The sequence below is a fragment of the Jiangella asiatica genome (assembly GCF_004349065.1).
GTDB lineage: Bacteria > Actinomycetota > Actinomycetes > Jiangellales > Jiangellaceae > Jiangella > Jiangella asiatica.
The window spans coordinates 56,442-79,478 of the sequence record NZ_SMKZ01000001.1; the positions used below are offsets into that span (position 1 = coordinate 56,442).

The following is a 23,037-nucleotide window of genomic DNA, read 5'->3' on the forward strand; positions in this document are numbered from 1 at the left end:
ACCGGTCGACGCGCGGTCTCCGGCGCCAGTCGGCTGGCGCGGGACGGGTCGTAACCCGCCCGCTGCGTTGATCTTGGAGTTTCCGCGAAATCGATCGGGCGAAACGGGCGCCGATTCCGCTGTTAGTCCACGATCAACGGGACGAGAGTGCGCTCAGCCGGGCGTCGCCGGGAAGACCCAGAACTCCCAGATCGAGAAGCCCCACTGGGTGGCGCGCAGCCGGCCGTGCATCCGCACGAACCGGAACTCGCCGGCGCCGTCGACCTCGTGCGCGTCCGGCGCCGCCGTCGCCTTCCCGCGGACCTCGCGCGCCACCGTCCAGGCGGCACCGTCGGGAGACACCAGCAGGTCGTAGTCGCGGGCGTACGCGCCCTGCCAGTGCAACTCCACCCGGCCGGTCGCGATCGGCCGGGCCAGCTCGACCTGGATCCACTCGTCGTCGGTGTAGGCCGCCGCCCACCGGCTGGACATCGACCCGTCGGCGGCGAACCGGGCGGCATAGTCGTCGGAGAACTGGCTGGACGCGGTGGCGCCGACGACGAACGACGCCGGCGTGGTGCTCGTCACCAGCGGCGATCGCTCGAACGCGCCGACGTTGCCGGCGGCGTCGATGCCGACGACCCGGTAGTGCCAGGTCTCGGGGTCCGGGCCGAGACCTGCGTGGACGTACCGGCTGACCGGAGCCTCGACCACCAGCTCGGCCTCGCGGGCGGTGAAGCCCGGGCGTGGTGAGCCGTACACCATGTAGTGGTCGAGGACGCGGCCGCCGGCCGGCGGCGTCCAGTCCAGGACGACCGCCTGGCGTGCCGGTCCCTCCTGCGGTGTCGCGGACAGCGCGACGACGGGCCCGAGCGGCGTTCGGTAGTCGATCGTCATGCCGGCACCGCGCCCGGACGGCCGTCCTCGATGACGTAGGTGGCGCGGGTCGAGACCGGCGCACCCGGGGTGAGCACCTGCGGCAGCACCTGGAACCGCGTCGTCCACCGCTGGGCGTCCAGCCGGCACGACACGTAGCCGCGCTGGATGTTGTAGAACTTCACGTGCGGATTGACCAGCAGTCCGGCCCGGCCGAGGTTGTCGATGTCGGTGCCGTTGCCGCCGGAGCTGATCGACGTGCCCACCAGCTCCGAGGCGATGGTGGCCGAGCTCGGGTCGGCGTAGTCGGCCTTGATGTCGGCCACCAGGTGGCGGTGCCAGTCGCCGGTCAGCACGACGGGGTTGCGCACGCCGCGCTCGGCGATGCCACCGAAGACGCGGTCCCTCGACGCGACGTAGCCGTCCCAGCTGTCCATGCCGAAGCCTTCCCAGCCGTCCTGCGGCAGGTTCGGGTCGGACTCCGAGCCGTGGTCGAACTGGGCGACCCGGATCTGCTGGGCCAGCACGTTCCACCGCGAGCTCGACGCGGACAGCCCGTCGAGCAGCCAGCGCTCCTGCTCGTCGCCGGTCAGAGTGCGCGACGGGTCGAACCGATCGTCAGTCTCGGCGTCGGCCATTGGCGAGCGGTACTGCCGGGTGTCGAGCAGGTTGAACTCGGCCAGGTGGCCGAAGGTGAAGCGACGGTACAGCCGCATGTCCGGGCCGGTCGGCAGTGCTGTGCTGCGGATCGGCAGGTGCTCGTAGTAGGCGCGGAACGCCGAGGCGCGCCGTTCCAGGAACTCCTCCCGGGTGGGGGTGAGCGTGTTGCCCTCGGGTACGTCATCGGCCCAGCCGTTCTCGACCTCGTGGTCGTCGAGCGTCACCAGCCACGGGAACGCCGCGTGCGCCGCCTGAAGGTCCGGGTCGCTCTTGTACAGCGCGTACTGGGTGCGGTAGCGCTTCAGGCTGACGGTCTCGGTGGCGAAGTGGTCCGGGACCGGTGTGTTGCGGTTCCCGCCCGTTGCCGGGATGCCGTACTCGTAGATGTAGTCGCCGAGGTGGACGACCAGGTCGAGGTCCTCGTCGGCCAGGTGCCGGTACGCGGTGTAGAAGCCGTCCGGCCAGGCCTGGCACGACGCGAACGCGAACGCCAGGCTGGACACCCGAGCGTCCGGAGCCGGCGCGGTCCGGGTCCGGCCGACGGGGCTCTCCGCGCGGCCGGCGGCGAACCGGTAGAAGTAGGACCGCCCCGGCTCCAGGCCGTTCACCTCCGCGTGCACCGAGTGCGCCAGCTCAGGGGTCGCTTCAACGCTGCCGCGGCGGACCACCCGGCGGAACCGCTCGTCGGTGGCGACCTCCCAGCGCACCCGGACCGGCCGCGGCGGCATCCCGCCGTGACCGTCCTCGGCCAACGGGTCGGGCGCCAGCCTGGTCCACAGCACGACGCTGCCGGGTAGCGGATCGCCCGAGGCCACGCCGAGGCTGAACGGGTCGGCCTGGAACGACGGCGCCGAGTGCGCCCGCTCCGAGGAGATCGCGCCGGTGCCCAGCATGATCGACGCGGCGCTGACGCCGCCGAGCTGGAGCAACCGGCGCCGGTCGAGCCGGATGCCGTCTGCGGTCACTGGTCTCCTCCATCTCGCCCCGGGAAAGGTGCGGGGTGTGACGGACGCTGTCAGCTCAGCGTTGACCGGCGGTCGCGGCGACTCGAACCAAAAGTGAACAGTTGCGGCAATGTGCGGAGTCAACCAGCGCAGACGAGGGCGGTGGCCTGGCGGGCGATCTCCAGCTCCTCGTTGGTCGGCACCACCATCACCGTGACGTCTGCCTCGTCGGGGGAGATGACGTGCGACCTGCTGGTGGCGAAGGAGTTGCGCACGTGGTCGACCTCGACGCCGAGCCGACGCATGCCGGCCAGCGAGTGGGAGCGCACCCACGTGTCGTTCTCGCCGACGCCCGCGGTGAAGACGATCGCGTGCGCATGGCCCAGCACCGCGAGGTAGGCGCCGACATAGTGGCGGATGCGATGGCAGTACACCTCGCGGGCCAGCCGGGCGGTCTCGTCGCCCTCACGTGCGCGGCGGTGCACCTCGCGCATGTCGTTCGCGCCGGCCAGGCCCAGCATGCCGCTGCGGCGGTTGAGCAGCTCGTCCAGGTCCGCGACGGAGAAGCCGGCCTCGCGGTGCAGGTAGGTGAGGACGCCGGGATCGATGTCGCCGGCGCGGGTGCCCATGACCAGCCCTTCCAGCGGCGTCAGCCCCATGGAGGTGTCGACCGACCGGCCGCCGCGCACCGCCGTCACCGACGCGCCGTTGCCCAGGTGCAGCACGATGAGGTTGGCGTCCTCCGGGTCGAGCTCCAGCAGCCGGGCGGCCTCGCGGCTGACGTACGAGACCGACGTGCCGTGGAAGCCGTAGCGGCGCACGTGGTACCGCGCCGCCAGCTCACGGTCGAGCGCGTACGTGGACGCGGCCGGCGGCAGCGTGTGGTGGAACGCGGTGTCGAAGACAGCCACGTGCGGCACGTCCGGCAGCGCCTGCCGGGCCAGCCGCAGCGCCGTCAGCCCGGGCGGGTTGTGCAGCGGCGCGAGCGGCGCCAGCTCCGCGATCGCGCGCTCGACGTCGTCGTCCACGGTGACCGGTTCGGTGAATCGGTCGCCGCCGTGCACGATCCGGTGGCCGACGGCGACGAGGCCGCGCTCGGTCAGCCGCTCGCCCGCGGCCTGGAACGCCGTGACGATGTCGTCCAGCGCCGCGGCGTGGTCGGCGAGGTCGGCGTCGCGCTCGTCGACCTGGTCGCCGATCTCATGCTTGACCCGGCTCGACGGCTCGCCGATGCGCTCGGCGATCCCTTTCGCGAGCAGGGTCGTCTCCCCGGCGTCGATGAGCTGGTACTTGATCGACGACGAGCCGCAGTTCAGCACGAGGACGGTCGCGGTCATCTGTGTCGTCCGTTCCTGTCGGAGGGGGCCGTTAGTCTGCCGCCATGCCGAGCAACCGCCTTCAGGTCGGAATGTGCTTCGACCGGACGTTCCCGCCGAGTTTCGTCACCGAGATCGCCCGCTCGCTCGACCATGGCGGTGCCGGGCAGCTGTGGGTCATCGAGGACTGCTTCTTCACCAGCGGCCCGAGCCTGGCTGCCGCCGCGCTGAGCGTCACCGAACGGCTCACCGTCGGCATCGGCATCCTGCCAGCGGTGGTGCGCACCGCGGCCGTCACGGCCATGGAGATCGCCACCCTGTACGGGCTCGGTCCGGGTCGGGTGCTGCCCGGCATCGGGCACGGCGTGCAGCCGTGGATGGGCCAGATGGGCGTCCGGCCGGCGTCGCCGGTCACCGCGCTCGAGGAGGTCATGGTCGCGGTCACCCGGCTGCTGGCCGGTGAGGAGGTCACCTCGCACGGCCACTACGTCCAGCTCGACGCCGTCCAGCTCGACCAGCCGCCGGCCGACCCGCCGCCCCTGCTGGCCGGCGTGCGCGGGCCGCGGTCGCTGGCCATGGCCGGCCGCGCCGCGGGTGGCCTGGTGCTGGCCGAGCCCGCCGGCGCCTCCTACGTGCGCTGGTCGCTGGAGCAGGCCGGTCGCAGCGCTGACGACTTCCACGTCGCCGTCTTCGGAGTCGTCTGCGTGGCCAAGGAGCGCAGCGAGGCCTACCGCACCATGGCGCCGTGGCTGGGCCGCCAGCTCGACCACCCGACGCCCAGCCTGACCACGCTCCCGTTCTACGACGACCTCGCCGCCCGCTACGCCAGCAAGGGCATCGACGGCTTGGCCACCGTGCCGCCGGAGTGGTGGATCGAGATGGCCCCGGTCGGCACCATGGACGACGCCGCCGCGCACCTGCGGTCGCTGGAGGACGCCGGCGTACGCAGCGTGGGCCTGTACCCCATCCCCGACGTCGACGCCGCCCGAGCCCAGGTCGCCGACGTCCTGGAGCTGGCAGCGCGCTAGTCCGGCCGGTGGGTGGGAGGATGCCGTCAGGGGTAGGCGCGGGCGTCCGAGCGAGGAACGAGCGAGGCGGGCGGAGACGGCATCCTCCCACCCACCGGAGGCTGTCGTGCTCACGAGGCCTCCGCCGACTGGGCCTGGATCGCCGTGATCGCGATCGTGTTGACGATGTCGCGCACCAGCGCGCCCCGCGACAGGTCGTTGACCGGTCGGCGCAGACCTTGCAGCACCGGCCCGATCGCCACCGCGCCGGCGCTGCGCTGCACGGCCTTGTAGGTGTTGTTGCCGGTGTTGAGGTCCGGGAACACGAACACCGTCGCCCGGCCGGCCACCTCGCTGCCCGGCAGCTTGGCCCGCGCAACACTGGCATCGACGGCGGCGTCGTACTGTATGGGGCCCTCGACCTCCAGGTCCGGACCGCGCTCGCGCACCAGCGCGGTCGCCGCCCGCACCTTGTCGACGTCAGACCCGGAGCCCGACGACCCGGTGGAGTACGACAGCATCGCGATGCGTGGGCCGACCCCGAACTGTGCGGCGGTGGCGGCCGACGAGATCGCGATGTCGGCCAGTTCCTCAGCGGTCGGGTCCGGGTTGACCGCGCAGTCGCCGTACACCAGCACCCGGTCGCGCAGGCACATGAAGAAGACGCTGGACACGATGGATACCCCGGGCAGCGTCTTGACCACCTCGAACGCCGGCCGGATGGTGTGCGCGGTGGTGTGCGCCGCGCCTGACACCATGCCGTCGGCCAGATCCAGCAGCACCATCATCGTGCCGAAGTACGACACGTCGGCCACCTGGTCCCAGGCGGCCTCCTGGGTGACACCGCGGTGCGCGCGCAGCCGGGCGTACTCGTGCGCGAACCGGCCGCGCAGCTCGCTCTCGCGCGGGTCGACGACGTCGGCGGCGCTGATTTCCACCCCGAGCCTGTCGGCGGCGGCGCGGACGTCGTCGGGCCGCCCGAGCAGGGTCAGGTCGGCGATGCCGCGGCGCAGCACGGTGTCGGCGGCGCGGAGCACCCGCTCCTCCTCGCCCTCGGGTAGCACGATGCGCTTGCGTTGTGCACGCGCCCGGTCGACCAGGTCGTGCTCGAACATCAGCGGCGTGACGACGCTGCTGCGGGTGACGTCGAGGCGGTCCAGCAGGTGGCCGGCGTCGACGTACTCGTCGAACAGCGCCAGCGCGGTCTGCACCTTCCGGGTGGCGCCGTGGGTGAGCCGGCCGCGGACCGCCGCGAGCTTTGTCGCCGTCGCCAACGTGTCGCCGGGCACGGTCGTGATCGGGAGCTCGAGGTCCAGGCCGTCCATGAGCTGGAGGATCTGCGCGGGCAGCTCGAAGCCGCCGTTGAGGACGATGCCGGCCAGCGTCGGGAGCGTCTTCGACGCGTGCGCGAGGAGCACGCCGAGCAGAACGTCGCTGCGGTCGGCCGGGGTGATGACGACGGCGTCGTCGGCGAGCCGGTCCAGCACGTTCGGCAGTGTCATGCCGGCCACCACCAGACCGCTCACCTCGCGGCCGAGCCGCTCCGGCGCGCCGCGGAACAGCGTGCCGCCGCCGGCCTGGACGAGGTCGCCCATGGTCGGCGCGGACAGCAACGGCTCCTCCGGCAGCGCGTACGCCGGGCCGTACGGCTCCAGCGCCGCGCGGGCGTCGTCGACCGACTCCGGTGGCACCCGGTTGGCCACCACCGCGGCGAGCGTGCCGTAGTTGGCGGTCAGCTCTGCGGTGGCCATCTCGGCGACGGCGGCGAGGTCGACCGGGCTGCGGTCATGGCCGTTGAGCACCAGGACCACCGGCGCGCCGAGGTTCGCCGCCACCCGCGCGTTGAACGAGAACTCCGTCGGGCTGTCGACGTCGGTGTAGTCGCTGCCGACGACGACCACGGCCTCGCACTGCGCGGCGACGGCACGGTAGCGGCTGAGGATGGTGCTCATCGCGGCGTCGGGGTCGGCGTGCACGTCCTCGTAGGTGACGCCCGCGCAGACCTCGTAGGGCAGGTCGACGCCGTCGTGCTCCACCAGGAGTTCCAGGACGTAGTCGGGCTGCTGGCCGGATCGGACCACCGGCCGGAACACCCCGACCTCGCCGATGCGACGGGTCAGCGCCTCCAGCGTGCCCAGGGCCACGGTGGACTTCCCTGTCTCACCGGTGACCGAGGCCACGTAGACGCTGCGAACCACGCCGTGAGGCTATCTCGGCGGGCGCGGCGATCGGTGATCCTGTGCGGCGAGTCACGCGGGTGCTCCACCTCGTCGCGGCGGTGCCTCGTCCTGGTCGTTTTCCTCGGCCGGGGAGCGGGTGAAGATCGAGAATGTTCCGTCGGCCTCCAGGACCATGAGGTCGACCTCGGCGAGGTCTCGCACGCCGTGTTCGCGGGCCGCGGCCAGCACGTCGTCCATCGGCAGCCGCTCGTAGCGCAGGACCTTGTCGTCGACGCTCCCGTCCCGGATCAGGATGGTCGGCTCACCCTCCAGCACCGGACGGATCCGGCGGAACCGCCAGCTCACCCAGGAGAGCAGGATCGACAGCAGCGTGAACGTGGCGACCGCGAGCGCCCCGCCGGTGAGCGACAGGTCCTCCTGCAGGACGGTCTGGCTGATGAGGTCGCCGAGCGTCACCAGCAGGATCAGCTCGAAGGCCGACAGCTGCGTGACCTGCCGTTTGCCGGACACCCGGAGCACGAACCAGAGGATCGCGAAAACGATGGCGGCGCGCACGATGACGTCCATCAGGGCAGCACCGTCATCCGGAACGTGGCACGAGCCACCTCGGTGTCCTGCTCGACGACGGCGACGGCGTACCGCTGCGTGCTGGGTAGCTGCCCGGGTGCCGTCCGCGCGTCGAGCAGGACGTGCAGCACCTCGCCCGACGGCGGCGCGAACTCGTACTCCACGACGGTCGGGCCGGCGGTCTCGGCGTCAGGGTTCGGGTACCAGTCGTTGAAGTCGATGCGGTCGAGCAGGTCGCTGCTGATGCTCAGCGTCACCGGGCCGGCGAAGCCGCCGTCGCGGCGGACCGTGATCTCCAGGGGCACCGGGATGCTGGGCCGGGTGACCTGGCCGTACCGGATCGACAGCTCGTAGCCGCCGCCGTCGGCCCGGACGGTGCCCGCGCGCGGCCCCAGCGCGCCGGTCAGCCCGGCCGCGACCAGCACGCACAGCACCGCGACGCCGGCACGGCGCAGGTTGCGCCCACGACGGGCCCGGTCGGCCTCGCGATGGCGCGGGAGCGTCGCGATGTGGTGGACCACGTCACCGTTGTACCGGTCCGGGCCGGTGGGACCCGGTGGACGCGCCGGTGCGTGCGGGCCGGGTCAGTCCTCGTTGGGCATGATCAGCCAGAGGGCGATGTAAGCCAGCACCTGCGGGCCGGGCAGCAGACAGGACACCAGGGCCAGGATGCGGACCGTTCGGGTCTTCATGCCGAAGCGCTGGGCCAGGCCCGCACAGACACCGGCGATCATCCGGTTGCCGCGCGGCCGGACCAACCCGCCGCGGCTGGCGGTGGGGTAGTAGTCGCTCGTACTCATACCTCAACGGTAGGCGCGCGCCCGGCTCACAGACGTCCGTCTGGAGGATGGTCGAACCCGGAGAGGGCTGCTCAGGGCATCCCGGAGGGTGTCTCGGCCGCAGCCCTGAGAGCCCGGCGCACCTCAGCGGCGTCGGCCGGCCGGGCGCCGAGCTCGCGCTGCCGGCGTACGACAGCCCGCTCCGCCCGCAGCAGCGCGAGCCCGCGGCGTAGCAGTGTGAGCGGCGGCTTGCGGCGCTCGGCGAGGTCGCGGGCCAGCCGGCGCAGGAAGTTCTTCCACGGCTTGCGATGCAGCACTATGGCGTCGGCCAGGATGCCGTGGGCGCGGCAGTCCCGCACGATCTCGGCCGCGAACAGTCCTTCGGCGATGAAGACCGGTGCGGCGCCGACGGTGAACGGCTCGCTACCGGTGGCGCGGTCGTGCGCGATGTCGTAGACGGGGATCCGCGCCGACCCGGTGCGGCACAGCTCGGTCAGCGTGTCGACGGCGCGGCCGGCGTCCCAGGCGCGCGGATCGTCCCAGTCGACGATGCTCAGCTCGGGGTGGCGCGGCATGTCCGGGTCGTCGCCGTCGCGGTAGAAGTGGTCGAGGTTCAGTACCGGGAGGCCGCTCTCGCGCGCCAGCCGGGACTTGCCGCTGCCCGAAGGGCCCGCGAGGAGGACGACACGGTGCACGGGCTCCAAGTCTGCCATGCATCGGTGTGACCCGACCCACATTGGACATACCCTAGGGGGGTACTGTACGGTCAGGTCATGCGATGAATACCGCACCGGGGTATGGTTCCAGTGAGGGCATCGCAAGGAGGACCGCCATGACCGAGACACCAGCCGAGACGCCAGCCGACTCGCACAGCACGCACGGCTACATCCACCGCAAGGACGACTACCTCAAGCGGCTGAGCCGCATCGAGGGGCAGGCGCGCGGGCTGCAGCGCATGGTGTCTGACGAGAAGTACTGCATCGACATCCTCACCCAGGTGTCGGCGATGACGAAGGCGCTGGAGTCGGTGGCGCTCGGGCTGCTCGAGGAGCACCTGGCGCACTGCGTGGTCGAGGCCGCGCGCTCCGGCGGCCCGGAGGCCGACATCAAGGTGAAGGAAGCCTCCGACGCCATCGCCCGTCTCGTGCGGTCCTGACCTTCCCACATCCGATCCGTCAGAAGGGTTTCGCCATGACCACGTCCACCTACACCGTCGTCGGCATGACCTGCGGGCACTGCGTGAGCTCCGTCCGCGAAGAGGTAGGCCGTATCGACGGCGTCACCCAGGTCGACGTGGACCTCGCCAACGGCGCGGTCGACGTCACCAGCGATGCTCCGCTCACGGACGATGCCGTGCGGGCTGCGGTCGAAGAGGCCGGCTACCAGCTCGCCGGCTCCTGAGCGCGCGGCGAGGAGCGAAAATCATGAACGCTCCCGCCAAGCTCGGCATCTACGCGCTCTGCCTGGCCGGCGTGTTCGCCCTGGCCGCCGGCATCGGTCGCGCCGCCGGGCCGATCGACGACGGCGACGAGCCCGCGGCCGCGGAAGCCGAACACGGCGACGAGGCCACCGACACGCACAGCGGTGATGACGGAGACGAGGCCGCGAGCCACAGCGGCGCGGACGGCGCGTCCGGCGGGCACCTGCCGGGTGGGCTGATGGTGTCCGACCGCGGCTACACCTTCGCGTTGGACGCCGACACGCTGCCGGCCGGTCCGGCCACCCCGCTCTCGTTCCGGATCCTCGGGCCCGACGGCGCCGCCGTCACCACGTTCGAGGAGGAGCACGACGAGGAGCTGCACCTCATCGCGGTCCGCCGCGACCTCACCGGCTACCAGCACGTGCACCCCGTCCGCGACGCCGCGGGCACCTGGAGTATCCCGCTGGCGCTCACTCCGGGCGAGTGGAAGCTGTTCGCCGACTTCGTCGTTCCCGGCGAGGACGACGGGCTGGTGCTGGCCGCGGACCTCGCGGTCGCCGGCGCCTACCAGCCGGCCGCGCTGCCGGAGCCGGCGACCACCGCGGAGGTCGACGGGTACACCGTCACCCTCGACGGCGAGCCGCATCCGGGCGAAGAGGCCAAGTTGACGCTGTCGGTCAGCCGTGACGGCCGCCCGGTCACCGACCTCGAGCCGTACCTGGGCGCCTACGGGCACCTGGTCGCGCTGCGCGACGGCGACCTCGCCTACCTACACGTCCACCCTGACGGCGAGCCCGGTGACGGCACCACCGAACCGGGCCCGGACATCGCCTTCTACGCGACCGCCGCATCGGCCGGCGACTACCGGCTGTTCCTGGACTTCAAGCACGACGGCGTCGTGCGCACCGCCGAGTTCACGGTGCGCGTCCCCGCCGTCGACGACCACGGGGAGGATTCATGAGCGCCGGCACCGTCGACCTGCAGATCGGCGGCATGACCTGCGCCTCCTGCGCCGCCCGGGTCGAGAAGCGGCTCAACCGGCTCGACGGCGTCACCGCCAGCGTCAACTACGCCACCGAGAAGGCGCGCGTGACGTACGGCGAGGGCGTCGAGACCGCGCAGCTCATCGCGGCGGTCGAGGCCGCGGGCTACACGGCCAGGCTGCCCGAGCCCACGCGTGCCCCGTCCGGGCGCGACGATGACGGCGACGGCGAGCGGCTGGACCCGGCGCGGGCGCTGCGCGACAAGCTCACCGTGTCCGCGCTGCTCAGCGTGCCGGTTATCGTCCTGGCGATGGTTCCGGCGCTGCAGTTCGACTACTGGCAGTGGCTGTCCCTGACGCTGGCCGCGCCGGTCGTCGTCTGGGGCGGTGCGGCGTTCCACCGGGCCGCCTGGGTCAACCTGCGGCACGGCGCCGCCACCATGGACACACTCGTGTCGATGGGCACGCTGGCCGCGCTCGGCTGGTCGCTGTACGCGCTGTTCCTCGGCACCGCTGGCATGCCCGGCATGGAGCACCCGTTCGAGCTGACCATCTCCCGGGGCGGCGGCGACGGCAACATCTACCTGGAGGTGGCCGCCGGCGTCACCACGTTCATCCTGGCCGGGCGGTACTTCGAGGCCCGGTCGAAGCGGCGGGCCGGAGCCGCCCTGCGCGCCCTGCTGGAGCTGGGCGCCAAGGAGGTCTCCGTCCGGCGCGGCGACCGGGAGGAGCGCATCGCGGCCGACCAGCTGGCCGTCGGCGATCTGTTCGTGGTGCGGCCGGGGGAGAAGATCGCCACCGACGGCGTCGTCGTCGAGGGTGCGTCGGCGGTCGACGTCTCCATGATCACCGGTGAGTCCGTCCCGGTCGAGGTCGGCACCGGCGACAACGTCGTCGGGGCTACCGTCAACGCGCACGGCCGGCTGGTCGTCCGTGCCACCCGGGTCGGCGCCGACACCCAGCTCGCGCAGCTGGCCAAGCTGGTCGAGGACGCGCAGAGCGGCAAGGCGGAGGTCCAGCGGCTGGCCGACCGGGTCTCCGGGATCTTCGTGCCGATCGTCATCGCGCTGGCCGCGGGCACGCTCGGCTTCTGGCTCGGTACCGGCTCCGGCGCGGCCGGGGCCTTCACCGCCGCCGTCGCCGTGCTGATCATCGCGTGCCCGTGTGCGCTGGGCCTGGCCACGCCGACGGCACTGCTGGTCGGCACCGGTCGCGGGGCCCAGCTCGGCATCATCATCAAGGGCCCGCAGGTGCTGGAGTCCACCCGCAAGGTCGACACCGTCGTGCTGGACAAGACCGGCACCGTCACCACCGGGACCATGACCCTGCTGGACGTCGTACCGGCCGACGGCGAAAACGCCGACGAGGTGTTGCGCACGGCCGGCGCGCTGGAGAACGCCTCGGAGCACCCGATCGCCCGGGCGGTGGCCGACGGGGCCGCGTCCCGGCTGGGCGCCCTGCCGAAGGCCGATGACTTCCGCAACGTCGAGGGACTGGGCGTCCAGGGCATGGTCGACGGCCGGGCGGTCCTCGTCGGTCGGCCTCGGCTGCTCGAGGAGTGGTCGCAGAAGTTGCCGTCGTCGCTGGTCGTGGCGATGGAGCGGGCCGAGGCGCAGGGCCGCACCGCCGTCGTCGTCAGCTGGGACGGTGCCGCCCGCGGGGTCTTGGTGGTCGCCGACGCCATCAAGGCGACCTCCCCGGCCGCCGTCGAGCGGCTGCGCGGGCTCGGCCTCACGCCGATCCTGCTGACCGGTGACAACGAGGCCACCGCGGCGTCGGTGGCACGCGAGGTCGGCATCGGCGCAGTGGTCGCCGAGGTGCTGCCGGCCGACAAGGTCGACGTCGTCAAGCGGCTGCAGGCGCAGGGCAAGGTCGTGGCGATGGTCGGCGACGGGGTCAACGACGCGGCCGCGCTCGCCCAGGCCGACCTCGGCCTGGCGATGGGCACCGGCACCGACGTCGCGATCGAAGCCTCGGACCTGACCCTGGTCCGCGGTGACCTACACGCCGCCGCCGACGCCATCCGGCTGTCCCGGCGCACCTTGGCCACGATCAAGGGAAACCTGGTGTGGGCGTTCGCCTACAACGTCGCGGCGCTGCCGCTGGCGGCGGCCGGGCTGCTCAACCCGATGCTGGCCGGCGCGGCGATGGCGTTCTCGTCGGTGTTCGTGGTCACCAACAGCCTGCGGCTGCGGCGGTTCACCGCAGCGCGGTGAGCCCGGCACAGTCGCGCAGCGCGTCGCGGTCGGCGGTCAACCGCTGCGCCGCGGCGCCGCTGGCGAACACCGGCAGGCCGTCGGCGCCGATGCGCCCCGGCGCCCAGGCCTCGCCGGTCACCTCGCCGTCGTCGACGGTGACCGTGAGCACCCCGGTGGCCGCGGTGGCGTCGGAGGCCTGCGTGTACCAGACGAAGTTGCCCAACCCGTACGCGACGTAGGCGCCGTTCGGCCGGATCCGTCCGGCGCCCTGCAACCGGTGGGCGTGGCTTCCGACGACGACGTCCGCCCCGGTCGCCGGGTCGGACAGGGCAGCGGCCAGCGTGGTCTGCGATGGGCTCGGGCAGCTCTCGCCCTGCACGCCCCAGTGCAGGTACACGACGACGATGTCGGCGACGGTCCGCGCTTGGGCGACCGCCCTCAGCAGCGGCGCCGGATCGAGCGCTGTCGCCACCCCGGCGGAGGTCTCGGTCGCGGCCCAGTGGCCGGTCGGGTCGGCGCCCGGGTCGTCGGGGACATTGGCGCCGAGAACCGCGACGGTGGTGCCGCGCACGTCGCGGACCGCGGGGGCGAACGCCTCGGCCGCGTCGGCGCCGACCCCGACGACGTCCAGGCCCGGCCGTGCGGCCGCGACCGCTGCCAGCGTGTCGGCCAGTCCGTCCGCGCCGAAGTCCATCGCATGGTTGTTCGCCATGGTGACGATGTCGACACCGGCCGCCTGGAGCGCGGTGAAGGCCGACGGCGGGGCCTGGAAGGTGAACCGCTTGCCCGGCTCCGGGGCGCCACTGGCACCGACCGAGGTCTCCAGGTTCACGACGGTGACGTCCGCGGCCCCCAGCTGCGGGGCGATCGGCGCCAGGGCGCTCGCCGGGTCGTCGAGCCGGGCCCGCAGGTGGCCCTCGAAGTGGATGTCGCCGGCGAAGGCCAGCGTGACCGGGCCGGGGTCCGGCGTGGGCGTCGGTGTGTTCGTCGGGGACTGGGTCGCCGGCGGGCTGGACGTGGCCAGATCGTCGGGCACGAGCCCGCTGGGCGACCCACCCGCGGACGGCGACCTGACACCGTCGTCGGCCCGGTCCGCTCCCGCGCAGCCCGCGCCGGCCGCGGCGGCGACCACCGCCACCAGCAGGAACCCGCGTCCGTGCATGCTCCGAGCCTATGGTCGCGGCGGCCTCAAGCCCGACCGCGACTCCGACCCTGCCCCCGGCGCCGGTGAAGTGAGGGCACCTCAGATGCCGACCGGGTGCCAGACGGTCTTCGTCTCCAGGTAGGCGGTGATGCGTTCCAGGCCGGGTTCGGCGGTCCATTCGGGCTCGGCCTCGGGCGCGCGCACCACCCGCTTGAGGTTGTCGGCGGCGGCCAGCTCCAGCTGGCGGGCGTGCTCGGCGTCACCGGCGGCACCGGCGAGGTCGACGGCGTTGACGTCCATGTGCGCGGCAAGCCACGCAGCGGTGTCGCCGACCCGTCCGGTGAGGATGTTCACCACGCCGCCGGGCAGGTCGGACGTCGCAAGCACCTCCGACAGCGTGACGGCCGGCAGCGGCCGCTCCAGCGACGCCGCCAGGACGGCGGTGTTGCCGCCCACGATGACCGGCGCGAGCACGGACACCAGGCCGAGCAGTGACGACCGCTGCGGCGCCAGCACCGCGACCACGCCGGTCGGTTCCGGGACGGAGAAGTCGAAATATGGGCCCGCGACCGGGTTGCTGGACCCCACCACCTGGGCGATCTTGTCAGACCAGCCCGCGTACCAGACCCAGCGGTCGATGGCCTCGTCGACGAGCTTCTCGGCCTTGCCGCGCGCCACGCCCTCGCCGGCGGCGACCTCGTCGACGAACTGCGCGTGCCGGCCCTCCATGACCTCGGCCACCCGGTAGAGCACCTGGCCGCGGTTGTACGCCGTAGCGCCGGACCAGCCCGGGTACGCCTTGCGGGCGGCGACGACGGCGTCGCGGGCGTCCTTGCGCGTGGCCCAGGCGGCGTTGGCGAGGAACCGGCCCTTGGCGTCGCTGACCTGGTACGACCGGCCGGACTCCGAGCGCGGGAACTTCCCGCCGATATACAGCTTGTAGGTCTTCTTGACCGCCAGGCGCTCCGCCATCAGTCCTCCGCCTTCAGGTATGCCAGCAGGCCGTGCCGGCCGCCTTCGCGGCCGTAACCGGACTCCTTGTATCCGCCGAACGGTGAGGTCGGGTCGAACCGGTTGAAGGTGTTGGCCCAGACGACGCCGGCGCGCAGCCGCTGCGACATCCACAGGATGCGCGAGCCCTTGTCGGTCCAGACGCCGGCGGACAGCCCGTACGGTGTGTTGTTCGCCTTCTCGACCGCCTCGGCCGGCGTGCGGAACGTCAGCACCGACAGGACCGGCCCGAAGATCTCCTCCCGGGCGATCCGGTGCGCCTGCGTGACGCCGGTGAACACCGTCGGCGGGAACCAGAAGCCGCGGTCGGGCAGCTCGCACTCCGGCGACCAGCGCTGCGCGCCCTCGGCCTCGCCGACCTCCGCCAGCTCCCGGATGCGGGCCAGCTGCAGGTGAGAGTTGATGGCCCCGATGTCGGTGTTCTTGTCCAGCGGGTCGCCGACGCGCAGCGTGGTCAGCCGGCGCTTCAGCCGGGCCAGGGTCTCGTCGTACACAGACTCCTGGACCAGCAGCCGCGAACCTGCGCAACACACGTGGCCCTGGTTGAAGAAGATGCCGTTGACGATGCCCTCGACGGCCTGGTCGACCGGCGCGTCGTCGAACACGATGTTCGCGGCCTTGCCGCCCAGCTCGAGGGTCGCCTTCGTGGTGGTGCCGGCGACGCTGCGGGCGATCTGCTTGCCGACCTCGGTGGACCCGGTGAACGCTACCTTGTCCACTCCGGGGTGCTCGACGAGCAGGCGGCCGGTCTCACCGGCGCCGGTGACGATGTTGACCACACCGGGCGGGAGGTCGGCCTGCTGGCAGATCTCGGCGAACAGCAGCGCGGTCAGCGGCGTCGTCTCGGCTGGCTTGAGCACGACGGTGTTGCCCGCGGCCAGCGCCGGGGCGATCTTCCACGCGAGCATCAGCAGTGGGAAGTTCCACGGGATGACCTGGCCGGCGACGCCGTGCGGCTTCGGGTCGGGCCCCGCGCCGGCCCAGCGCAGCTTGTCGGCCCATCCGGCGTAGTAGAAGAAGTGGGCGGCGACCAGCGGGATGTCGACGTCACGCGACTCACGGATCGGCTTGCCGTTGTCGATGGACTCCAGCACGGCCAGCTCGCGGGCCCGCTCCTGGATGATCCGCGCGATGCGGAACAGGTACTTGCCGCGGTCGCGGCCGGACAGCTTCGACCAGACGCGGTCGTAGGCGCGCCGCGCGGCCTGCACGGCGGCGTCGACGTCGGCGTGGCCGGCCTGCGCGATCTCGGCGAGCACCTCCTCGGTGGCGGGGTTGACCGACTTGAACGACGACCCGTCCACGGGGTCGGCGAACTCGCCGTTCACGAACAGGCCGTAGGAGCTCTTGATGTCGACGATCGCGCGCGACTCCGGCGCCGGTGCGTACTCGAACTTCGTCATGGTGTGGCCGCCTCAGTCGAGCGTGAAGTAGTCGGGACCCGCGTAGCGGCCGGTGAGCATCTTCTGCCGCTGCATCAGCAGGTCGTTGAGCAGGCTGGAGGCGCCGAGTCGGAACCAGTCGGGGTCGAGCCAGTCCTCGCCGGCGGTCTCGTTGACCAGCACGAGGTACCTGATGGCGTCCTTGCTGGTGCGGATGCCCCCGGCAGGCTTGACGCCGACCTGCCGGCCGATGGCGTCGCGGAAGTCGCGCACCGCCTCGAGCATCACCAGAGTCACCGGGAGGGTCGCCGCCGGCACGACCTTGCCGGTGCTGGTCTTGATGAAGTCGGCGCCGGCCAGCATCGCCAGCCAGGACGCTCGCCGGACGTTGTCGTACGTCGCCAGCTCGCCGGTCTCGAGGATGACCTTCAGGTGCGCACCGGCACCATCATCGTTGGCGCCATGGGCGCGGGCGCACGCCTGCTTGACGGCGACGATCTCGTCGAAGACCTGGCCGTACCGGCCAGCCAGGAAGGCACCGCGGTCGATGACCATGTCGACCTCGTCGGCGCCGGCGGCGACCGCGTCGCGGGTGTCGGCCTCCTTCACCGCGAGGCTGGTACGCCCGGACGGGAAGCCGGTGGCCACGCTGGCGACCTTGACGTCCGAGCCGGCGCCGAGGGCTTCCTTCGCCGTCGCGACCAGGTCGGGGTAGACGCAGACCGCCGCGACCCGCGGCACGGAGCGGTCGGACGGGTCCGGGCGCAGTGCCTTGGCGCACAGCGCGCGCACCTTGCCCGGAGTGTCCTGGCCCTCCAGCGTGGTGAGGTCGATCATCGAGATGGCGAGGTCGATGGCGAATTGCTTGGCCGTGGTCTTGATGGACCGGGTGGCCAGCATGGCCGCCCTGGCCTCGGCGCCGACTTGGTCGACCCCGGGCAGTCCGTGGAGGAAGCGGCGCAGCGACGCCTCCGACGACGTGATGTCGGACAGGCGCGCGTCGTCGAGCGCGGAGAGCACGGTCACGCTCACGAGTCTAGGCGCCGCAGGGCCTGCCTTCGCCGACGGCGACGGACCAGGACCGGGTCGGGCGGGTCCCAGCGATGCCGCCGGTCGAACGTGAATCGAGGGACGCGCCGGCGCAGGTCCGGCACGTTGTGCTTGTCGCGCCACCAGTGACTCCGGCGACCCACGCGACGAACACGCAGGTGCGCCGGATACCGCCGCCCTGCGGCATCCCGGTCGACCACCAGCGGCTCGTGGCCGATCACCTCGCCTTCGGGCGCCAGCAGCGCGAAGGTCAGCTCGCAGGCAAGGACGCACCGGAACACCACCGACCAGCGCGCGACCGTGCGCCCGGCCTCGATGCGCGCGATGGTCGACTGCGCCAGCCCGGTCCGCTCGGCCAGCTCCCGCTGGCTCAGGCCGGCATAGGCCCGTGCGGTGCGAAGGACGGCACCGGCGGTCCACAGCTCATACACCACCGATCCGTCGCGCACACCCGGATGCCCCCATTCCGGTCTGTCGCCGCCGGACCACACCCCCGGCGCGGCACCGTCCCCGACGGTCCGATAGGAGGACAATCTGGCCAGATGCTCCGGCTCGATCTCGCCGAGGGCTTGCGAGGGAGCGTCGGTGCTGTCTTTCATGGCTCGATTCGACCAGCCGATCGCGGCCGGCGCCAGGGCGCGACGGCGGAATGTGGATACCCTCGGGTGCCGATCCGGACCTGTGGACATCTCGCCCGGGATGGCCGATGTGGCCTGGGGGTCCGCGAATCGGCCCGGTCGGACTTCGTGTCAGCCGACTGGGGCTCTGAGAGCGTCGCCGCAGTCAGAGCCCCAGTGTCCGAGCAGGAACTCCGCCAGCCCTTGATCGGCCGCTGTCTGTGCTGGTCAGAGGCCCAACGCGGCACTCACGTCGGAGCGGATGGCGGCCAGGCGGCGGGTGGCCGTCTCGCGAGCCGCCGGAAGGCCGGACGCGGCCGCGACCGGGATTACGACCTCCAGGTAGCACTTGAGCTTGGGCTCGGTCCCGCTCGGCCGCACGATGGCGCGTGAGCCGTCCGCGGTCAGGTAGCGCAGCCCGTCGGTGGGCGGCAGGCCGCCGTCGCCGGCCAACAGGTCGTCGGCGGTGGTGACGGGGGAGCCGGCCAGCGTCGACGGCGGCGTCGCCCGCAGCCGGGCCATCGCGCCGCCGATGAGCGACAGGTCGTCGACCCGGACGGATAGCTGGTCCGAGACGTGCAGGCCGTGCCGGAGGGCGAGGTCGTCCAGGACGTCCCACAGCGTCCGGCCGCCGGCCTGGGTGGCGGCGGCCAGCTCGGCGACCAGCACCGCGGCCGAGATGCCGTCCTTGTCGCGCACCGACTCGGGATCGACGCAGTAGCCGAGCGCCTCCTCGTAGCCGTAGCGCAGGCCGGGCACCCGGGAGATCCACTTGAACCCGGTGAGCGTCTCGACGTGCTCCAGGCCGTGTGCGGCGGCGATCCGGCCGAGCAGGCGCGAGGAGACGATCGAGTTGGCGAAGACGCCGCCGCGGCCGGTCGCGGCGAGGTGCTCGCCGAGCAGCGCGCCGACCTGGTCGCCGTGGAGCATCCGCCAGTCGCCGTCGCGCTCGTCGGCTCGGCTGGGGAGCGCGACGGCGCACCGGTCGGCGTCGGGGTCGTTGGCGATGACGAGGTCGGCGCCGACGTCGCGGGCCAGTGCCAGCGCGAGGTCGATGGCGCCGGCCTCCTCCGGGTTGGGGAACGCGACGGTGGGGAAGTCCGGGTCGGGGTCGGCCTGCTCGGCCACCGCGTGCAGGTGGGTGAAGCCGGCTTGGCGCAGCGTGTCCAGGACGGTCGCGCCGCCGACACCGTGCAGCGACGTCAGCACGATCCGCGCCTGCCGCGGACCGCCCGGCATTGCGACAGCGGCGGCCGACGTCAGGTAGGCGTCGACGACATCCTCGCCGATCTCGGCCCAGCCGGTCTCGGCGCGCGGCACGGACGCGACCGACGCCACGGCGTCGATGTGGGTGGCGATCTCGGCGTCGGCGGGTGAGACGATCTGCGAGCCGCCGTCGTCGCCGCCGAGGTAGACCTTGTAGCCGTTGTCCTCGGGCGGGTTGTGGCTGGCGGTGACCATGACGCCGGCGTCTGCGTCGAGCTGCCGGACGGCGAACGCGAGGACCGGCGTGGGCAGGGTCCGCGGCATGATCAGCGCGTCGAAGCCGGCCGCGGTCATGACGGCGGCGGTGTCGAGGGCGAAGTCGTGGGAGCGGTAGCGGGCGTCGAAGCCGACGACGACGCGGTGCCGCCGGCCGTCGACCGGGATGCGCGTGTCGCGCAGGTACGCGGCCAGCCCGGCGGCGGCGCGGATGACGACGGCGCGGTTCATCCGGTTGGGTCCGGCGCCCAGCGCGCCGCGCAGACCGGCGGTACCGAACCGCAGGATGCCGGCGAACCGGTCGGCGAGGTCCGCCAGCGCGTCGTCGTCGCCGTCGACGGCCCGGCTGAGCACCGCCCGGAGCTCGGCGCGAGTGGCCGGGTCGGGGTCGTCGGCCAGCCAGGCGCGAGCCTTGTCGAGCACGTCGCTCATCGCGAACCATCCCTTTCTTTGCGGGGCGGGCCGGGCGCCGCGTCGCGTTCAGGAGATCCTAGGAGCATGCGGGTGTCCATCCTCGGACCCGTGCGGGCCGGGCCGGCCGGCGCGGTACCGGGTGCTGGCGTGCGTGCGCTGCTCGCCCGGCTCGCGACGCCGGGGTGGAGACGATCAGACCGTACGCCTCGATGGCCAAGGTGTCTGTGGTCATGCGTCGTCCCGTGATCAACGGCGCGGGCCGGTGGCCCGTGCGATGACCAGCGTCGGAGGAGCGGCTGACGGTCCGCTGACAGGCCGCTGACCGAGCGGCGCCGGGCTCAGAGCCGGGCGACGACGGCCGCCAGCAGTGCGCTGATGCGCGGTTCGGCGGCGCGGCCGGCGGCGATGACCTCGTCGTGGCTGAGCGGGGTCGCGCTGATGCCGGCGGCGAGGTTGGTGACCAGCGAGACGCCGAGCACCTCGACGCCGGCCTCCCGGGCCGCGATCGCCTCCAGCGTCGTCGACATGCCGACCAGGTCGCCGCCGATGCGCTGGGCCATGCGGACCTCGGCCGGAGTCTCGTAGTGCGGGCCGCGGAACTGGACGTAGACACCCTCGGGCAGCGACGGGTCGACCTCGCGGGCGACGGTGCGCAGCCGGGACGAGTAAAGGCCGGTCAGGTCAACGAACGTCGCGCCCTCCAGCGGCGACGCGGCGGTGAGGTTGATGTGGTCACTGATCAGCACCGGTGTGCCGGCGGGCCACTCCTCGCGCAGCCCGCCGCAGCCGTTGGTCAGCACCAGCGTGGAGGCACCGGCGGCGGCCGCGGTCCGTACACCGTGCACGACCGCGCGGACGCCGCGGCCCTCGTAGAGGTGGGTGCGCGAGCCGAGCACCAGCGCGTGCCGGTCGGTGTCGCGGACCCGGATCGAGCGGATGGTGCCGACGTGGCCGGCGACGGCCGGCGGCGCGAAGCCGGGGACCTCGGAACTGGGGACCTCCGCGACGGTGTCGCCGATCAGGTCCGCCGCGCCGCCCCAACCGGAACCGAGGACCAGCGCGATGTCGTGCCGCTCCACGCCGGTCGCGGCCGCCAGGTGATCCGCGGCGGCGCGAGCGCCCGCGCGCGGGCCATCCAGGGCGTCGGTCACCGGGCGACTGTACCGCGCACGTCGCGGTGCCGGATCAGCCCTTGACGCTGCCGGCGGTCAGCCCGGCGACGATCCGGCGCTGGAACGCCAGCGCGACGATGATCATCGGGATCACGACCACCACGCACGCCGCCGTGATGGTGCCGATCGGGCGCTGGAACTCGACCTGGCCGGTGAACCCGGCGATCGCGACCGGCACGGTTTGGGCGATCTCCGCGTTGCGGGGCGCGAACGTGCTGGCGAGGAGGAACTCATTCCAGGCCGTGACGAAGATGATGATCGCCGCGGCGAACACGCCCGGTGCCGCCAGCGGGAAGATGACCTTGTAGAACGCCTGGAACGGCGTCGCGCCGTCGACGCGAGCCGCCTCCTCGAGTTCCTTCGGGATGGCCGCGTAGAACGTCGTCAAGATGAAGATCGTCAGTGGCAGTGTGAACGCCGTATACGGGATGTACAGGCCCTCCCAGGTGTTCAGCAGGCCAAGGTTGCGCCACAGCTCGTACAACGGCGGCACCAGCGCGACCGGCGGGAACAACGACACCGCGAGAACACCGGTCAGCAGGAGGATCTTCCGCTTCAGCGGCAGCCGGGCCAGCGCATAACCGGCGAGTGAGCCGATCACGATGCAGATGATCGTCGTCATGCCGGCGATGGCCAGGGAGTTGCGCAGGTTCAGGTGGAAGTCCTGCTCGAACACGTTGCCGTAGTTGCCCAGCCCGAACGGACCTTGGAAGAGGTCGGGACTGTTCAGCGCCCGATCGCCGAGCTTCAGGCTGGTCATGATGAGCCAGAAGAATGGGAACAGGCACCACAACAGGATGACGCTGAGCAGCCCGGTCTTTCCCCAGAGCCGCGCTCCGTTCCGGCGCGGAGTCACCGCGATCTCGCGGTCAGGAGTCGTCGCGACGTCGCTCATCGCTCTGCTCCTCTTCCGACGACGATGTCTCGGCCGAGCATTCTCACGAAGACCATTCCGACGGCAAGGATGAGGATGAACGTGATCGTGGACAACGCCGAGCCGTAGCCGGGATTCGGCGTGCGGACGACGTACTGCTGGACCAGCACCGAAAGGGACTCCGTGTCGAACGCCCCGCCCGTCATCACCGCCACCAGGTCGTAGACGCGCAGCGCGTCGACGGTCCGGAACAACAGGGCGACCAGGATCGCCGGGCGCAGCAGCGGCAAGGTGATGTACCACAGCCGCTGGAACGCGTTGGCTCCGTCCACCAGGCCGCTCTCGGTCATCTCACTGGGGATGGTCTGCAATCCGGCCAGGAGCAACAACGCGACGAACGGAGCCGTCTTCCAGACGTCGGCGAACACGATCGCGAACGTCGCCCACCCAGGTTGCCCCAGCCAGCTGAAGTCACCGAGCCCGAAGATGTTGTTGATGAACCCCGGCGTCACGTTGAACATGAAGAACCACATCTGGGCGGCGATGACAGTCGGGATCACCCAGGGAATCAGGATGGCCGCCCGCGTGATCCCGCGACCGCGGAATGTCTGGTTCATCAGCAACGCGAACCCCAGACCGATCAGGAACTCCGCCGCCACGGATGTCACCGTGAACGTGAACGTGAACTGCGTGGCCGACCAGAATCGTCCATCCGTGAGCGCGTCGACATAGTTGTCGAGCCCGCCGAAGCCCGTGCGTTGCCGGCGGGTGTACGAGTAGAGGCTCAGGACGATCGCGTAGATGACCGGGAACAGCGCCACCAAGGCCATCACCAGCAGTGACGGCGCGATGAACAAGCGTGCGAGCGCGCGTTCGGAGAGTCCTTTGCGTCGGGTGCGCGCAGGGCCCCGGTCGGCGCGCGCATCGCCGGTCGGCGCGGTCCGCATCTCGGTCACGCTGGCCTCCCGTCGCCGCCGTCCCGC

22 protein-coding genes are annotated in these 23,037 nt (G+C 72.0%); 5 read left to right on the forward strand and 17 right to left on the reverse strand.

The window, feature by feature from the left end:
* Positions 1-153: 153 nt before the first annotated feature.
* The 3 genes from E1269_RS00270 to E1269_RS00280 form a co-directional block, all read right to left on the reverse strand.
* Entirely contained in the window at positions 154-876 is a 723-nt protein-coding gene (locus tag E1269_RS00270) for a discoidin domain-containing protein (protein WP_131889823.1), read from the reverse strand.
* Complete coding sequence (locus E1269_RS00275) at positions 873-2,408, reverse strand: alkaline phosphatase D family protein (protein ID WP_131890403.1); 1,536 nt, start codon at positions 2,406-2,408, stop codon at positions 873-875. The genes E1269_RS00270 and E1269_RS00275 overlap by 4 nt, the downstream gene beginning before the upstream one ends.
* A 191-nt stretch (positions 2,409-2,599) precedes the next feature.
* Positions 2,600-3,796: an acetate/propionate family kinase gene (locus E1269_RS00280; protein WP_131889825.1), complete on the reverse strand. Its 1,197-nt coding sequence runs from the start codon at positions 3,794-3,796 to the stop codon at positions 2,600-2,602.
* A gap of 44 nt (positions 3,797-3,840) precedes the next feature.
* Here E1269_RS00280 and E1269_RS00285 point away from each other — a divergent pair, with 44 nt between their 5' ends.
* The gene (locus E1269_RS00285; RefSeq protein WP_203432629.1) at positions 3,841-4,803 is read left to right on the forward strand and encodes an LLM class flavin-dependent oxidoreductase; all 963 of its coding nucleotides are present in this window, start codon (positions 3,841-3,843) and stop codon (positions 4,801-4,803) included.
* 110 nt (positions 4,804-4,913) lie between these two features.
* On the opposite strand, the gene pta is transcribed toward E1269_RS00285, so the two are convergent.
* The 5 genes from pta to E1269_RS00310 form a co-directional block, all read right to left on the reverse strand.
* Positions 4,914-6,980 carry a phosphate acetyltransferase gene (gene pta, locus E1269_RS00290; protein ID WP_131889827.1) on the reverse strand — a complete coding sequence of 689 codons (2,067 nt, stop codon included), beginning with the start codon at positions 6,978-6,980 and terminating at the stop codon, positions 4,914-4,916.
* A gap of 51 nt (positions 6,981-7,031) precedes the next feature.
* The gene (locus E1269_RS00295) at positions 7,032-7,529 is read right to left on the reverse strand and encodes a DUF421 domain-containing protein (RefSeq protein ID WP_131889829.1); all 498 of its coding nucleotides are present in this window, start codon (positions 7,527-7,529) and stop codon (positions 7,032-7,034) included.
* Positions 7,529-8,050, reverse strand: coding sequence for a hypothetical protein (locus E1269_RS00300; RefSeq protein ID WP_131889831.1), 522 nt, complete (start codon positions 8,048-8,050; stop codon positions 7,529-7,531). The genes E1269_RS00295 and E1269_RS00300 overlap by 1 nt, the downstream gene beginning before the upstream one ends.
* A gap of 63 nt (positions 8,051-8,113) precedes the next feature.
* Positions 8,114-8,329: a PspC domain-containing protein gene (locus tag E1269_RS00305; protein ID WP_131889833.1), complete on the reverse strand. Its 216-nt coding sequence runs from the start codon at positions 8,327-8,329 to the stop codon at positions 8,114-8,116.
* Positions 8,330-8,400: 71 nt separating this feature from the next.
* Positions 8,401-9,003, reverse strand: a complete 603-nt coding sequence (locus tag E1269_RS00310; protein WP_203432631.1) for a uridine kinase family protein — start codon at positions 9,001-9,003, stop codon at positions 8,401-8,403.
* Between the two features lie 137 nt (positions 9,004-9,140).
* Here E1269_RS00310 and E1269_RS33690 point away from each other — a divergent pair, with 137 nt between their 5' ends.
* From E1269_RS33690 to E1269_RS00330, 4 genes are read left to right on the forward strand one after another with little or no spacing between them, the layout of a single operon-like run.
* Positions 9,141-9,464, forward strand: coding sequence for a metal-sensitive transcriptional regulator (locus tag E1269_RS33690; protein WP_131889835.1), 324 nt, complete (start codon positions 9,141-9,143; stop codon positions 9,462-9,464).
* Positions 9,465-9,499: 35 nt separating this feature from the next.
* Positions 9,500-9,709: a heavy-metal-associated domain-containing protein gene (locus E1269_RS00320; protein WP_131889837.1), complete on the forward strand. Its 210-nt coding sequence runs from the start codon at positions 9,500-9,502 to the stop codon at positions 9,707-9,709.
* A 23-nt stretch (positions 9,710-9,732) separates the two neighbouring features.
* Complete coding sequence (locus E1269_RS00325) at positions 9,733-10,689, forward strand: hypothetical protein (protein WP_131889839.1); 957 nt, start codon at positions 9,733-9,735, stop codon at positions 10,687-10,689.
* Positions 10,686-12,926, forward strand: a complete 2,241-nt coding sequence (locus E1269_RS00330) for a heavy metal translocating P-type ATPase (protein WP_131889841.1) — start codon at positions 10,686-10,688, stop codon at positions 12,924-12,926. Before E1269_RS00325 ends, E1269_RS00330 begins: the two co-directional genes overlap by 4 nt.
* On the opposite strand, the gene E1269_RS00335 is transcribed toward E1269_RS00330, so the two are convergent.
* The 9 genes from E1269_RS00335 to E1269_RS00375 form a co-directional block, all read right to left on the reverse strand.
* Complete coding sequence (locus E1269_RS00335; RefSeq protein ID WP_131889843.1) at positions 12,910-14,070, reverse strand: CapA family protein; 1,161 nt, start codon at positions 14,068-14,070, stop codon at positions 12,910-12,912. The genes E1269_RS00330 and E1269_RS00335 overlap by 17 nt on opposite strands.
* A gap of 81 nt (positions 14,071-14,151) precedes the next feature.
* The gene (locus tag E1269_RS00340) at positions 14,152-15,024 is read right to left on the reverse strand and encodes an aldehyde dehydrogenase family protein (protein ID WP_131889845.1); all 873 of its coding nucleotides are present in this window, start codon (positions 15,022-15,024) and stop codon (positions 14,152-14,154) included.
* Positions 15,024-16,466 carry an aldehyde dehydrogenase family protein gene (locus E1269_RS00345; protein ID WP_131889847.1) on the reverse strand — a complete coding sequence of 481 codons (1,443 nt, stop codon included), beginning with the start codon at positions 16,464-16,466 and terminating at the stop codon, positions 15,024-15,026. Before E1269_RS00345 ends, E1269_RS00340 begins: the two co-directional genes overlap by 1 nt.
* A gap of 12 nt (positions 16,467-16,478) precedes the next feature.
* Entirely contained in the window at positions 16,479-17,465 is a 987-nt protein-coding gene (gene deoC, locus E1269_RS00350) for a deoxyribose-phosphate aldolase (protein ID WP_131890409.1), read from the reverse strand.
* Positions 17,466-17,473: 8 nt separating this feature from the next.
* The gene (locus tag E1269_RS00355; protein WP_131889849.1) at positions 17,474-18,094 is read right to left on the reverse strand and encodes a helix-turn-helix domain-containing protein; all 621 of its coding nucleotides are present in this window, start codon (positions 18,092-18,094) and stop codon (positions 17,474-17,476) included.
* Between the two features lie 246 nt (positions 18,095-18,340).
* Complete coding sequence (locus E1269_RS00360; protein ID WP_131889851.1) at positions 18,341-20,026, reverse strand: phospho-sugar mutase; 1,686 nt, start codon at positions 20,024-20,026, stop codon at positions 18,341-18,343.
* Between the two features lie 320 nt (positions 20,027-20,346).
* On the reverse strand, positions 20,347-21,159 hold the full coding sequence (locus tag E1269_RS00365) for a purine-nucleoside phosphorylase (RefSeq protein ID WP_131889853.1): 813 nt from the start codon (positions 21,157-21,159) through the stop codon (positions 20,347-20,349).
* A gap of 34 nt (positions 21,160-21,193) precedes the next feature.
* Positions 21,194-22,075, reverse strand: coding sequence for a carbohydrate ABC transporter permease (locus E1269_RS00370; protein WP_131889855.1), 882 nt, complete (start codon positions 22,073-22,075; stop codon positions 21,194-21,196).
* On the reverse strand, positions 22,072-23,001 hold the full coding sequence (locus E1269_RS00375) for a carbohydrate ABC transporter permease (RefSeq protein WP_131890411.1): 930 nt from the start codon (positions 22,999-23,001) through the stop codon (positions 22,072-22,074). The genes E1269_RS00370 and E1269_RS00375 overlap by 4 nt, the downstream gene beginning before the upstream one ends.
* Positions 23,002-23,037 lie beyond the last annotated feature (36 nt).

Bases quoted from the DNA above. Each gene is read 5' to 3' on its own strand.
- E1269_RS00305 (WP_131889833.1), bottom strand. From the start codon at position 8,329: ATGAGTACGAGCGACTACTACCCCACCGCCAGCCGCGGCGGGTTGGTC.
- E1269_RS00340 (WP_131889845.1), bottom strand. From the start codon at position 15,024: ATGGCGGAGCGCCTGGCGGTCAAGAAGACCTACAAGCTGTATATCGGC.
- E1269_RS00375 (WP_131890411.1), bottom strand. From the start codon at position 23,001: ATGCGGACCGCGCCGACCGGCGATGCGCGCGCCGACCGGGGCCCTGCG.
- E1269_RS00320 (WP_131889837.1), top strand. From the start codon at position 9,500: ATGACCACGTCCACCTACACCGTCGTCGGCATGACCTGCGGGCACTGC.
- E1269_RS00345 (WP_131889847.1), bottom strand. From the start codon at position 16,466: ATGACGAAGTTCGAGTACGCACCGGCGCCGGAGTCGCGCGCGATCGTC.
- E1269_RS00355 (WP_131889849.1), bottom strand. From the start codon at position 18,094: ATGAAAGACAGCACCGACGCTCCCTCGCAAGCCCTCGGCGAGATCGAG.
- E1269_RS00285 (WP_203432629.1), top strand. From the start codon at position 3,841: ATGCCGAGCAACCGCCTTCAGGTCGGAATGTGCTTCGACCGGACGTTC.
- E1269_RS00280 (WP_131889825.1), bottom strand. From the start codon at position 3,796: ATGACCGCGACCGTCCTCGTGCTGAACTGCGGCTCGTCGTCGATCAAG.
- E1269_RS00275 (WP_131890403.1), bottom strand. From the start codon at position 2,408: ATGCTGGGCACCGGCGCGATCTCCTCGGAGCGGGCGCACTCGGCGCCG.
- E1269_RS00325 (WP_131889839.1), top strand. From the start codon at position 9,733: ATGAACGCTCCCGCCAAGCTCGGCATCTACGCGCTCTGCCTGGCCGGC.
- E1269_RS00335 (WP_131889843.1), bottom strand. From the start codon at position 14,070: ATGCACGGACGCGGGTTCCTGCTGGTGGCGGTGGTCGCCGCCGCGGCC.
- E1269_RS33690 (WP_131889835.1), top strand. From the start codon at position 9,141: ATGACCGAGACACCAGCCGAGACGCCAGCCGACTCGCACAGCACGCAC.
- E1269_RS00270 (WP_131889823.1), bottom strand. From the start codon at position 876: ATGACGATCGACTACCGAACGCCGCTCGGGCCCGTCGTCGCGCTGTCC.
- E1269_RS00360 (WP_131889851.1), bottom strand. From the start codon at position 20,026: ATGAGCGACGTGCTCGACAAGGCTCGCGCCTGGCTGGCCGACGACCCC.
- E1269_RS00370 (WP_131889855.1), bottom strand. From the start codon at position 22,075: ATGAGCGACGTCGCGACGACTCCTGACCGCGAGATCGCGGTGACTCCG.
- E1269_RS00330 (WP_131889841.1), top strand. From the start codon at position 10,686: ATGAGCGCCGGCACCGTCGACCTGCAGATCGGCGGCATGACCTGCGCC.
- E1269_RS00295 (WP_131889829.1), bottom strand. From the start codon at position 7,529: ATGGACGTCATCGTGCGCGCCGCCATCGTTTTCGCGATCCTCTGGTTC.